Origin of the sequence: Pseudomonas fluorescens, assembly GCF_902497875.1 — a bacterium.
In the GTDB taxonomy this organism is placed as follows: Bacteria; Pseudomonadota; Gammaproteobacteria; order Pseudomonadales; family Pseudomonadaceae; genus Aquipseudomonas; species Aquipseudomonas fluorescens_BR.
In genome coordinates this window covers 44,424-56,669 of the sequence record NZ_CABVHY010000027.1, presented here as the reverse complement: position 1 = coordinate 56,669, position 12,246 = coordinate 44,424, and the positions used below count along the sequence as shown (strand labels likewise).

The 12,246-nt window shown below is 58.9% G+C and carries 12 protein-coding genes; 6 read left to right on the top strand and 6 right to left on the bottom strand.

The genetic code is table 11. The annotated features are described in order from the left end of the window. Positions 1-322: 322 nt before the first annotated feature. Positions 323-541 carry a hypothetical protein gene (locus tag F8N85_RS24340; RefSeq protein ID WP_150806065.1) on the bottom strand — a complete coding sequence of 73 codons (219 nt, stop codon included), beginning with the start codon at positions 539-541 and terminating at the stop codon, positions 323-325. Between the two features lie 356 nt (positions 542-897). On the opposite strand from F8N85_RS24340, the gene F8N85_RS24335 reads away from it, so the two are divergent. Both F8N85_RS24335 and F8N85_RS24330 read left to right on the top strand, forming a co-directional pair. After that, positions 898-2,256 carry an MATE family efflux transporter gene (locus tag F8N85_RS24335; protein WP_150806064.1) on the top strand — a complete coding sequence of 453 codons (1,359 nt, stop codon included), beginning with the start codon at positions 898-900 and terminating at the stop codon, positions 2,254-2,256. A 140-nt stretch (positions 2,257-2,396) separates the two neighbouring features. Continuing rightward, a complete protein-coding gene (locus tag F8N85_RS24330; RefSeq protein WP_150806063.1) occupies positions 2,397-2,711 on the top strand; it encodes a DUF3303 domain-containing protein in 315 nt (104 codons plus the stop codon). A gap of 245 nt (positions 2,712-2,956) precedes the next feature. On the opposite strand, the gene F8N85_RS24325 is transcribed toward F8N85_RS24330, so the two are convergent. From F8N85_RS24325 to F8N85_RS24315, 3 genes are read right to left on the bottom strand one after another with little or no spacing between them, the layout of a single operon-like run. Beyond that, positions 2,957-4,993, bottom strand: a complete 2,037-nt coding sequence (locus F8N85_RS24325) for an LTA synthase family protein (protein ID WP_150806062.1) — start codon at positions 4,991-4,993, stop codon at positions 2,957-2,959. 32 nt (positions 4,994-5,025) lie between these two features. After that, positions 5,026-5,637, bottom strand: coding sequence for a hypothetical protein (locus F8N85_RS24320; protein WP_150806061.1), 612 nt, complete (start codon positions 5,635-5,637; stop codon positions 5,026-5,028). Next, positions 5,634-6,932 (bottom strand): sialidase family protein, encoded by a 1,299-nt coding sequence (locus F8N85_RS24315; protein ID WP_150806060.1) that lies wholly within the window; start codon positions 6,930-6,932, stop codon positions 5,634-5,636. Before F8N85_RS24315 ends, F8N85_RS24320 begins: the two co-directional genes overlap by 4 nt. 573 nt (positions 6,933-7,505) lie before the next feature. On the opposite strand from F8N85_RS24315, the gene F8N85_RS24310 reads away from it, so the two are divergent. The 3 genes from F8N85_RS24310 to F8N85_RS24300 are packed head-to-tail and all read left to right on the top strand — an operon-like array spanning position 7,506 to position 9,399. Next, a complete protein-coding gene (locus F8N85_RS24310) occupies positions 7,506-8,156 on the top strand; it encodes a hypothetical protein (RefSeq protein ID WP_150806059.1) in 651 nt (216 codons plus the stop codon). After that, entirely contained in the window at positions 8,156-8,587 is a 432-nt protein-coding gene (locus F8N85_RS24305; RefSeq protein WP_150806058.1) for a phage holin family protein, read from the top strand. The genes F8N85_RS24310 and F8N85_RS24305 overlap by 1 nt, the downstream gene beginning before the upstream one ends. Then, positions 8,584-9,399, top strand: a complete 816-nt coding sequence (locus F8N85_RS24300) for a DUF3618 domain-containing protein (RefSeq protein ID WP_150806057.1) — start codon at positions 8,584-8,586, stop codon at positions 9,397-9,399. The genes F8N85_RS24305 and F8N85_RS24300 overlap by 4 nt, the downstream gene beginning before the upstream one ends. 107 nt (positions 9,400-9,506) lie before the next feature. On the opposite strand, the gene F8N85_RS24295 is transcribed toward F8N85_RS24300, so the two are convergent. Then, on the bottom strand, positions 9,507-10,358 hold the full coding sequence (locus F8N85_RS24295; RefSeq protein ID WP_150806056.1) for a CAP domain-containing protein: 852 nt from the start codon (positions 10,356-10,358) through the stop codon (positions 9,507-9,509). Positions 10,359-10,580: 222 nt separating this feature from the next. On the opposite strand from F8N85_RS24295, the gene F8N85_RS24290 reads away from it, so the two are divergent. After that, positions 10,581-11,201: a cell wall hydrolase gene (locus F8N85_RS24290; RefSeq protein ID WP_150806055.1), complete on the top strand. Its 621-nt coding sequence runs from the start codon at positions 10,581-10,583 to the stop codon at positions 11,199-11,201. Positions 11,202-11,224: 23 nt separating this feature from the next. Here the strand turns inward: F8N85_RS24290 and yghX are convergent, their stop codons facing one another. After that, the gene (gene yghX, locus F8N85_RS24285; protein WP_150806054.1) at positions 11,225-12,112 is read right to left on the bottom strand and encodes a YghX family hydrolase; all 888 of its coding nucleotides are present in this window, start codon (positions 12,110-12,112) and stop codon (positions 11,225-11,227) included. Positions 12,113-12,246: the final 134 nt, after the last annotated feature.

Genomic DNA, 12,246 nt, shown 5'->3' with positions numbered 1-12,246 from the left:
TTGGGGTCAGGTATTGGGAGGGCAGACCACTGTGTTACTGAGGGAGGCGGTCAAGCTAGCACGTAGCCCTAAACAAAATGGGCGCCTAAGGCCCAATGCCGATCAGTTAAGACGTTACGCGAACCGTAGCAGCTGCCGAAGGCTGCGTTCGGCTGCGAAGCAGTCGCAAATGCTGCTTGCACGGTTTGTCTGAAGTACCGCAGCGTCTGATTTTACGACTGCTGCGCAGCCGAACGCAGGCTTCGCCAGCTGCTACGGAGGACAGTGTTGAACCTCAGACTCCTTAACTGATCGGCATTGCGCCTAAGGCCCCCGTTTTCATTTACTCCGCAGCCTGCAAGCGTCGGCCGATCACATCCATCAAGTCACAACCATCGCGCAGCGGAATGGCTAGCAGTTTGGAGAAGTCGGACAGCACCACGGTGTCGCAGCCAATCTCACTCAGTCGTCGCCAAACGATTGGGTGGCAGCTGTGCGCAGGTTGGCGAACCGGCACAGAGAACACCGGCAGACCCGAAGGTCTCCCGCGCACAGCCGCCATTGAAAGCGGCTTTGCGGGTACGTTGGCCCCTGCAATAAAGCGGATAGCCCTCGCATTCTCTGTGGTCAGGCCGCCAAACCTGAATCGCCATTTTGGGCGACGGGGCGGACTATAAGCTTCATCGGGTTTGACGGGCAAGGAACTGATTCCGAGATTATGGTAGGAAGCGAGACACGGGTAATGCAGGGCTGTTAAACGAACAGTGATGTTGGTGACCAAAGTATAGGTATCGGCCCGTTTTTGGCCTGATGCAGATATCACCAGCGCTATCCAAATCTGTAACCCACCAGAGCACTGTTCCCATTTTCCCTAGCGTAGAATCTCCGAACCGCGCGCCCATCCGAGACGGACCCTCAATGCAAACCCCCACCACCCAACACCCCCTCTGGAAAACCTACCTCCTTTTCCTCGCCCCCATGGTCCTCTCCAATTTCCTCCAATCCATGTCGGGCACCATCAACAGCATCTACATTGGCCAAATGCTCGGCACCCAAGCCCTGGCTGCCGTATCCGGGATGTTCCCCGTCGTCTTCTTCTTCATCGCCCTGGTCATCGGTCTCGGTGCGGGCGCTGGCGTGCTCATCGGCCAAGCCTGGGGCGCTCGCGAACCACACCTGGTGAAAGCCATCGCCGGTACAACCTTGCTGTTGGGCGCAATGATCGGCCTGGCGGCAGCGGTGTTGGGCAGTGTGTTTGCACGGCCAGCCTTGCAAGGCTTAGGCACACCGGCAGACGTGCTGGACGACGCCGTGGCCTACGCCCACGTGATGATGTGGATCATGCCGTCGTTGTTGGTCTACGTGCTGTTCACCCAATTGCTGCGTGGGGTGAGCGATACGGTGTCGCCGCTGGTGGCGTTGGTGGTGTCGACCTGTATCGGGTTGGCGCTGACGCCGGCGTTGATTCGCGGCTGGTTCGGGCTGCCGATGATGGGGATTCAGAGTGCGGCGTATGCCGGGTTGGCGGGTAACTTGTCGGCGATGGCGTGGCTGGCGTGGCGGTTGATTAGTAAGGGGCATCCGTTGGCGCCGGATCGGGAGATGTTTGCGGCGATGCGCCTGGACCTGGTGATTCTCGGCAAGGTGCTGCGCATCGGTTTGCCGACCGGGTTGCAGATGGTGGTGTTGTCGGTGTCGGAACTGGTGATTCTGGCGCTAGTGAATCAGCACGGTTCCCAGGCGACGGCGGCGTACGGGGCGGTGACGCAGATCGTCAATTACGTACAGTTCCCGGCGTTGTCGATTGCGATCACGGCGTCGATCCTTGGCGCTCAGGCGATTGGGGCAGGGCGCCTTGAACGCATGGCGCCGATTCTGCGCACGGGGCTGCTGATCAATGTGTGCCTGACGGGTGGGTTGGTGGTGTTGGGTTATCTGTTGTCGCACTGGCTTCTGGGTTTGTTCCTCACGGATGATTCCACCCGGGCGAAGGCGGAGCACCTGTTGCACATCATGCTTTGGAGTCTGTTGGTGTTCGGCTTCCAGGCGATCATAGGCGGCATCATGCGCGCCAGTGGCTCGGTGCTGGTGCCAATGGCGATTTCGATTTTTTGCGTGGTCGGGGTGCAGTTGCCGGTGGCGTATGTGCTGGATGCACGGTTTGGGTTGCAAGGGGTGTGGATGGCGTTTCCGGTGGCGTATCTGGGGATGCTGGTGTTGCAGACGACGTATTACAAAATGGTCTGGCAGCATCAGAAGATTGAGCGGTTGGTGTAAGCGCGCGTGATGCCGCTTGATTTAGAATGTTATCCATCAAACTCGTTCAAGGTGTGATGCACCACTGGGTGTCTATTTGTAGATAGCCAGCCCAAGCAGTAGTCGTTTCGAGGGCCTCAATGCAATAGAGGAGGATGGCAATGAAGTACATGATCAGCTGGTTCGAACGCCCGCAAGGTTCGCCTGCGGAGTACGAGAATGCGCAGAAACGGATCCTTGAAGTGTTCACTCAATGGAAAGCACCGGACAATTTCAAAATCGAGGTGTTTGTCGTGCGCGTGGGTGAATGGGGTGGCCACATGTTGGTGGATTGCGACGATCCGGTGGCGGTTCACAAGGTTTGCTCGACGTTTCCTGCGTTTGAATTCCAGGCGCGCCCGGTGATTGCTGTCGAGGAGGCAGTCCGGGTCGAGCTCGAAGCAATGACCTGGCGCGATGGACTGAAACCCAAGTGATCGTTGCCATTGCCTTCAACGTCGGTCAGACGGCGGGCCCTTTACTCAGCCGGAGCACCAACCGCCTGTGGCCGCTGGCGGTTGGTTCTAGCGAACTGTAGACGTCGGCGCGCGCTGATCGTGCCAGGTATAGGGGCAGGCCCCGGAAGCGGGGCGACCCATGTACTCAATCCCAACCCGCTCCCTGCGTCACGGGCGGGCCCGCGTTTATCTGAACCATAGACGCGGGTTGCTGGCACTCACAGTCACTTTCGCACGTTCTGGTACAACATCAACCTTGAGGTTTCATGCATAGCACGGGTCAGCTGCACCAGGCGTTTGAACTCTTCGGGGTTTTGCTGAGCCACGTTATCCATCGGCGTCATTGAAGCCAGGTCGTGGAGCGTCGGCGAGCTGCCGTCGTGCGCCATCTGCACCAGGTAGTGTTGAGTAACGCCCGCAATGACCGGGAACGTGCCCTCCTGTAACACCAACGGCACTACGCGTTCACCCTCGGGCGCTGGCTGCTGAATATCACGACCCATGCCGCTGTTGCGAAACTCAAGGCCGGCCATGCCCGCCACGGTTGGCAGCAAGTCCACCAGGCCGACCGCTTCCTTGACGTTACGCGTCCCGAGCAAGCCAGGCGCGTGGATGATCATCGGCACCGCATTGCTTTCCAGACCCAGTTGCTCATAAGCCGGTGCCAGGAAAGGGATCTGGGCGATACGGGTGTTGTGGTCGCCAAACAGCACGAAAATGGTGTTGTCGTAGTAGCCACCTTCTTTGGCAATTTCCATCAAGCGTCCGATGTTGAAGTCCAGCAAGCGCACGGCGTTGTACTGCTCGACACTGCGCGATCCTGCGGCCTGGACTTCAGCCAGGGTAGGGTGCTTGACCTCGAATCCATCATTGCTCTTGGGAATCGTGAAGGGGCGATGGTTGCCAGCCGTCTGTACATAGGCAAAGAACGGTTTGTCCTTGGGCAGTGCCTGCAGGATCTTGTCGGTTTCCTTGAACAGATCCAGATCTGAAATCCCCCAGACGTCCACCACCGGGGATTTCCAGTCGCGCTCGTCGAACAGGCGAACCCCGTCGATGCTTTGCCGAATCAGGGCATTCATATTGGCCCAGCCGGAGTTGCCGCCGATGGTGTAGAGCTTTTCGTACCCGGTGAAGGCATTGATCAGTGTGTGCTGCTGGGTGATCAGCGGATTACGCGTCGCGGTTTCCTGACGCGTGACGTCAGGGACCCCGGAAATGCTGGCCCAGACGGTTTTTGCTGTCCCGGTAACCGGAACATAGAAGTGTTCGAAGAACCAGCTCTGCGTGGCCAGGCGATCGAGATTGGGCGTCGGGTTGATCGGGTTGCCATAGGCCCCGACGGCGCTGGTGCCCAGCGATTCAAGCATGACGAACATTACGTTCGGTGGCCGGGAGCCCGCTATTTTGTAGGGCTGTGGCGCCTGGTGACGTACGAAATTGAGGGTTTGCGGATCGGGCTGGTCGACGCCCAGGTAGTTGGCCATGGACGTGTAGTGTTCGCGCACCTGCTCTTCGTCATAGCGCGACTGGCCGACCTTGAGCGTGTCGTAGAGGAAAATCACCGGGTTCAGGCCCAGCGCGGCAATCTGGTTGTTGCCCGAGAAGAACGCGTCGCTCCAGCGCAACGGCACAGGGTTTTCAAGGTTCATGTTTTCGACACGGCCCAAAATACCCAGCAGCACCAACACGACCATCAACGTACCCCCCCATGTCGCGGAGAGCGGGTGGATGGTTTTGCGGGGGCGGTCGAGCGTCACGCGTTCCAGACGTACCAAGGCCAGTGTCACCAGCGCGACTGTTGCCAGCCAACCCAGTGAAATCCAGATAACCGGGTAGGTTTGCCAGACCATATCACGGGATATTTGCGCATCCTCGATGAAGCGCAGCACGGTAGCGTTGATCCTCACGCCCAAGTACGCGTAATGGCCCAGATCGATGATATAGATCAGCAGCAGGACGCTCAGGGTTGCCGATACATACACGCGTGCCAACCGGCGAAGCAGGCGGCTGCTGATTAGATTCCAACGAGGAATCCAGGCCAACAGCGCCAACGGCAACATTACCAGGATGGCCAGGCGCAGATCGAAACGAAAGCCGATGCTTAAGGTTTGCAAGACGGCATTTTCGTCGGTCAGGGCTTTGGCGTCGAAACCGGAAAAGCCGAAAAAGAACACCACCCGCAGCAGTGCAAACAGCGAAAACGCTATCGCTGTTGCGCCTACCCAGTAATGCAAACGTCTCGATTGCAGCCAACCCATCCATCTTCCCCTGTCAAAAATCTCGTTAAATCTCAAATGGATCTGTTTTGCACTGAGCCGCGCAGCTGGTTTAGCCAACCATACATCCAGCGCGTGGCAAGCATCAGCAGGGCCGCGCAGCAATACAGACCCAGCAGCGGATCAACCAGGTAATCCCAATAATTTTGTGAAGGTTTTATCCCGGCGATGAAGGCCAGGGTCGCGCTGGCCAGCATCACCACTGCCAGACCATTGCGCAGGTAAAACAGGCTTAACGTCAACAGTGCGACGACAATCAACATAGGGCGCGGGCTGAAGCCAAACCGATAAGGGTCCAGATAACTCAAACCCAGGGTTGCCGGGTAGAGCACCAGGGCCATCGCGGCAAAGATGATCAATACGCTGGTTTTACTTTGCGGTGCAGGCGGCAAGATGCCCAGTCGACGTAAACAGCCCCACCCCAAGAAGACCAGGGATGTGACCGCAAGGTCATCAATGTGGCTGCGCAAGTAAGCGGCCAGCGACAACCCGTCCAGCGGTATGAAGCTGGCTGCCAGCAATGCGACCAACACCGCGATACGCCCAACCCGGTTTAAACCAAACGAAGGCAGCAGCACGAAGATGATCAGCGCGAAGCTGATATGGGCTTGCCAGAGGTTAATCAATGGACACGCTCGGACAGCCACGCATCGTTGAAGGTGACGTGCTTGATAAACGTATTGTTCCAGGAATAAACCAGGTGATACAGACCGTCGGGACTACGGATGAAGTACGGGTATTCGTATTCAAACTTGCACCCGTCATCGGTACATACCCGGGTGTCGAGGTTGTTCAGGAACTGTGCCTCCAGCGGTTGGCGAAGTGCGCCGCTGGAACCACGGAACTCTTTGCCGATGATTTCCTTGTAGGCCTCGGGTGAAAACGTATCGCCCTCTGGATCAGGTGATTTGTCCAGATCCCGCAACGAGCGCCAATCGTCCATTTTTGCGTCGGTACCATAAAGACTCAACTTGAAGCGCCCCTCCTGCAGATCATTGAGCGCCACCAGCAACCCATGTTCGGGCGTCGCGACGGCGGCCAACGAGGAATTAGGATTCGATGGATCGAGCGGATAAGGCTCACTCCAGGTTTGCCCGGCATCTTCAGTGCGGGTCGCCAGGACACGGTGGTGGACATTGCCGGCATAGCGCAACAAGGCGATACCGCGCTGCCCATCCAGCGGAACTACCGTGGGTTGCAATGAATTATTGCCGCGACTGATGCGGTATTTATCGATCACATCACCGTCTGCGCTCAGGTACAGGTACTCGGCAAACTTGCCCAGAAACTCGTGATAGACCGGCAAACCGATGGAGCCGTCGGCATGAAACACCGGTGCCGAGCGGACCAGGGTGCTGATATTCAGAAAGGGTGAAGTGACCAATTGGCGCGGCGCGGACCACTGACGACCAAAATCGTCCGAGACCATCACATTGACCGCACTACCGGCCCAGCCGCCCATGGACACGGACACGTAGAACAACCAGAGGCGATTGTCCGGCGCGAGGGCAATGACCGGGTTGCCCAGTTTTCGAATGTATTTTCGAGTGCCCTGTTGAGTCGAATCCCGAGTCGCCAATACCTGTTCCGCACCCCACTCGCTGGTTTTCGCGTCGAAACGGGCAGAACGCACCTGAACGTCGGCTGCGCCTTCGCGAGAGCCGGCGAACCAGACCGCCATCAGGCTACCGTCAGGCAAGGCGGTTACCGCCGAGGAATGCACGAAGTCCACCAGCCCGGATGAGGCGAAACGGCTGGTATAAATGGGCTTGGCCACTTGTTCAGCCACAGCCATCGCCGGATTCATCAGGGCAAAGGAAGAATGCGTAGGAGCAGGATGGGTGAACCATGCGCCCGCAAAAAGGCAAGCAAGGGCAAGGTAAGCGCCGAAGGCAGGAAGGCTGGGTAGTTTGATGCGCATAGGTAAAGCTGAGCATCTCATGGCCCGATCAAGCCCCATAAAATAACACTTGAAGTTGCAAATTTGGCATTTGGCAAGCTACTGTTTTGTAAGTAAATGTTTGTAGAGCGCTGATAGCCCCCCAAGCGTGCAGCCGCGACGCCTTGTAGCTCAATGGTTTTAAGCCTTCAGTAGGCGCCTGACCGTTCATCGGAAACCTGGTTTCGACGGTGATCTTACTGAGGTTCTGTCCGCTTTTTTGCCTGTGGATTCAACCAGGGCCGCCCCGCAAGCTTCTTTGCGCTGTGTTACCCGCTGTCACTGGCCGTGCGTTTGATTTAGCGCAAGACAAGGTACCGAGGGTTGGAGAACAGGGCTGCCGAGTACTGTGGCGAGGCGCCACAGAGAGAGCGAACCTGTCGCGTTACCCCTTTAAACCACTGATAGCGCTTACCGTTAAAGCGTCCGATGTATCACTCATCATCTCGTTGGAACTCCTTTAAAGACTCTTCGTCATCTGAACTGAGGGGCATCTGCGGGCATACCGCGGCGAACCACTTGGAAGGTGTTTTCACTAAGAGGCGAGGGGTGACAATGAATACTCCAGACAACAGGACCGGACAGCAGGCCGACCCGCAGAGCGGGGTACGGCCGGAGCAAAACTTCCAGCATATCAAGGAGGAGGTAACCGAAGCGCTAGGCGGCGCCCGGCAGCAGGCCGATGCGCAATTTGACCAATACCGTGATACCGCAGCGGACCAGATCGAGGCTTTGGCCAGAGGCGCCAAATCCCTGGTTTCGGAAATCGAGAGCAACGATACGCTCGGCCTGTCCGACCACGTCGCCAATATGGCCGAGAGCATGAGCGGCCTGGCTACCAGGCTACGCAGCAAAAGTGCCGAACAGTTGCTGCATGACGGCGCAGACCTGGCTCGCAACAATCCTGGGTTGTTCATTGCCGGCAGCATAGTGGTGGGTTTTGGCCTGTCACGGTTTTTGAAAGCAGGCAGTACGCAAGCCCAGACAGTTGCCAGCAGCGACCCGGCAGCCGGAAGCACTTCCATGCCACCCGCGGGTGGTTTCGGCGCTCAGCGACCCTACGAAACCTCGGTGCCGAGCAGTGCCGGTGTTTCTTCAGAGCCGGCTGCAGGTACCCCGCCGGCATCACCGAGTACCCAGGACTACCCTGGGGATTTCACCACGACCTCGAGGCCTGACTCGGCCCACTTCAAAGGAGAACTGTGATGAACAGAGAGGATCTGGACAGGCAGCGCACGCCTTCGATGACGGCTGCCGACCACGACAGCTCGGTCGTCGGTTTGCTGCGGCAATTGTCCCGGGAAGTGCCGGTGCTGTTTACCAAGGAACTGGCATTGGCCAAGGCTGAGTTGCAGGCCAGCCTCACGACATTGAAAGCGGGCATTGCCGGCATTGCGGGTGGAGCAATCGTGCTACTCGCCGGGTTCATCATCTTGTTGATGTCAGCCGTCTACGGCTTGAGCATCGTCATGGCCCCCTGGCTTGCGGCATTGATTGTCGGCGTGGTGGTGATGGTTGTCGGGTTCGTCATGTTGCAGTCGGCGAAAAAGCAATTCGAAGCCTCCCACTTCAAGCCTGATCGCACCCTGGAGGCCCTCAATAAAGACCAGGAAGCGCTGCGCAGGAGAATGTCATGAATCGTGAACTCGAAATCGAGTCGGCGAAGAGTCCGGAAACCATCGAACGCGAGATCGATGCGCAACGGGAAAACATCGCCCACATCGTCGATGCGCTGGAAAGCAAATTCACCCCGGGGCAAATGTTCGACCAGGCGTTGGGCATGATGCAGAGCAACGGCACGACGTTCCTGAGCAATCTGGGCACCAGCGTTCGCAACAACCCGCTTCCCGCGGTGCTGACTTCGGTCGGGTTGCTGTGGTTGATAATGAGCCAGAATCGCCCGCCGCCACGTCCGGAGGATCGCTTCGCGCCGGATCAGGACCGCTTCGGCGATTTGGCCGACGGCCTGGCGGACGGCATCGATAGCGCCCGCGGCTACCTGCACAGCACCACCGACTCACTCAAGGGCAGTTACCAGGCGATCAAGGGCAAGGCCGCGAGTGTCGGTGACGATCTGAATGCGGCCACCGATAGCCTCAGCCACGCCGTTCACGACGCCAGTGATCGCTTGATGCACGGCAGGCAAGTGATGAGCAGCCAGTTCAATCACTTGCTCAAGGAACAGCCGCTGATCGTCGCCGCTGCGGGTATCGCCCTGGGTGCCATGCTGGGAGCGGCACTGCCGACCACGGCGGCTGAGCAACGTTACTTGGGCAAGACCAGCGCAAACCTGACCGACAAGGTCAAGCAACAGGCACGGGAGGGCTATGAGGCGGTACGCGACACAGTGACCAAAACCACTGAGCATACGGGCGGCGAAACCGGGGTGGCGCAGCACTCCACCGCTGAAACCACAACTGACCTGTCGCGGGGCTTGGGCACTTCTTGAAGAGGCTGGAGCAAGGCGGGAGGCCTGAACGGCATCCCGCCAACCCGCCCTGAATCCCGCGCAAACCCTTTCAACAGTGTGCGCCGGACGTTCTCGCGTTCAGGCACTCACTGCGCACCGAACATCGCCGTCCAGTAGATCCCCGCATCACTCTTCGGATCAACCGCGTAGGCCGCTCCCAGCTCGCGAAATTGTGAGTTCATCAGGTTGGCGCAGTGACCGGGGCTGGCCAGCCAGCCATCTACCACCTTGCGCACGGTGTCTTGCCCGGCGGCGATGTTCTCGCCAACCTGCTGGCCGGCATAGCCTGCCAGTTCCGCCCGATCACCCGGCATGCGGCCATCGCGGTCCTTGTGATCGAGGAAGTTGTTATTGGCCATGGTCCGGGTATGGGCCTCGGCCGCCGTCGCCAGCGTGGCGTTCCAGGCCAGCGGCGTCGTGGCGGTAAAGGATTGGGCCCCGCACTGGCGCGGCTGCGCACGGGCGCTGTTGATCATTTCGAGAAGCTTCTGGCCCTCCGCCTGCCAGTCGCCCAGGCGCCCGGTCAATAGCGGACGCGCCAGTACGATGCGCCACTCACGTCCATCCCGGCTCACACCGATATCGACAAATTGCGGGTCCAGCACCACCTGGCAGAAGCTCTCCTGCACCGCCTTCATGGCCGACTGCACATCACGCGGGCCGGACAAGCTGATCGCCTGCACATTGACCATCGGATAAGTCGCACGCGCGAGCGCCTGCTGCAGGTCGCCGATACTGCTGGCGGACAGCACCAGGCGCGGGTCGGTCGCCAGCGGCGGCAGCTCCTGAGACACCTGGCCGGCGCAGCGCTGCACCTGGCTGCGGTAGGCGTTGATCGACTGAACCAACTGCGTCTCTTCGGTCGCCACGGCAGCGGCGGCCAACACCAGTCCCAGTGACAACGCGGCAAGATGCATAACGGATGATATGACGCGCATGGAACTCTCCCTTGAGCTGACTGCGCCCATGATGCTCGATTTCGCCCCGGCCAGCGCACTGCGTTTTCATGCCGAAGCAAAACTCACCGGGCAAACACCAACCTGGATCGTGCCCATTGAGAGACGAAGTTTAGCGGACAGCGAAAGTCGGTGTGCAGGAATGATTTGGCTACTACAGTGTTTATTAAATAACTCGAATTCACCTTTCACTCAGGTTCAACCATGCGCCTTTTATGGGTAGCAATCTGCCTCGCAACAGTCCTTCTCGGCGGCCAGGCGATCGCGGCTGACCGGGAGCAAAAAGCCGAGGTGGCTGAAGACAAGGCGCAGGTTCTGGAGCACAAAGCCGCAGAGAAGGGCAGCGAGGCACCCGTGCCCAAGTCCGAGGCCATTACCAAAACTGAAGTGCAGGCGGTCGATCCGGCAGGTGCGGCGCCGCTCGACGATGTAATAACCTGTCTCGCCCGCAGCATCTATTGGGAATCCAAAGGCGGGAAACCTGCCGACATGGAAGCCGTCGCCAACGTTGTGATGAACCGGGTAGGCCATGAGGGCTTTCCGGATACGGTTTGCAAGGTGGTCAAGCAAGGCTCCGAAACAAAAAGCTGCCAGTTTTCCTGGTGGTGTGATGGGCGTTCGGATCAGGTAGTGGAAGACGAGCAGTACACGATTGCCAAGGAAATATCGCGCAAAGCGCTCAACCAGCAACTACCGGACCGAAGCCGTGGCGCTTTGTATTTCCACGACAGGAATGTGAAGCCCGGCTGGGCCAGAAAATACATCAAGACCGCCGAGACCGGAAAATTTCTCCTCTATAAGCCGCGCGGTGGCACGTCACACTAGGCGCATCTGCTCCGGGAGCAACACTACGCCAGGTATCGCCGCAACCATGCCAGCGTCCTGTCCCATGCAAGATTGGCAGCGGCCTCATCGTAGCGAGGGGTGGAGTCGTTATGGAAGCCATGGTTGGCGCCGGGGTAGATATAGGCTTCATACGTCTTGCCAGCGGCTTTCAACGCCTTCTCGTAGGCTGGCCAGCCTTCATTGATGCGCGTATCCAGCTCGCCGTAGTGGAGCAGCAGCGGCGCCTGAATCCTGGGGACATCTTCAGCCTTGGGTTGACGGCCATAAAAGGGCACTGCGGCGCCCAGTTCGGGATAGGCGACGGCAGCGGCATTGGCGACTCCGCCGCCATAGCAGAACCCGGTGATGCCGACTTTCCCCGTGGTGGAGTCGTGCTTCATCAGCCACTCAATGGCGGCGAAAAAGTCATTCATCAGCTTTTCCGGATCTACCGTCAGCTGCAGCTCCCGGCCTTTGTCATCGTTGCCGGGATAGCCGCCGACCGACGTCAGGCCATCGGGGGCGAGTGCGGCGAATCCGGCCTTGGCCAGCCGCCGGGCGACATCCTCGATGTAGGGATTGAGCCCACGGTTTTCATGCACGACCACCACCGCCGGCACCTTGCCGGCGGCTTTCGCGGGGCGCACCAGATAACCCCGGACTTGCCCGTGGCCTTTGGGCGAAGGATAAGTGATGTACTCGGCGATGATGGCCGGGTCGGTAAATGCCACCTGCTCGGCAAGCGCATAGTTCGGACTCAGGGCCGCGAGCGTCGCGGCGGCAGTCAGACCGACTAGCGTGAAAGCCGCCGCACGATCCAGAAACTCTCGTCGGTTGATCTTGCCGTGGGCGTAGTAGTCATACAGTTCGAGCAGTTCAGGGGCAAAGTCTTTCGCAGTGAGACGGTCCATGGGTGCGCTTCCTGTGAAATCACTCGCGTGGCCTTCCAGCATTGAACCGAAGGGCTGACGAGCACGGCCTGCAGTTCAATCAGTAAAGCAGTCTTTGGCACCTCGGCAAAGGGTGTCACTCGAGTATCGGCGCA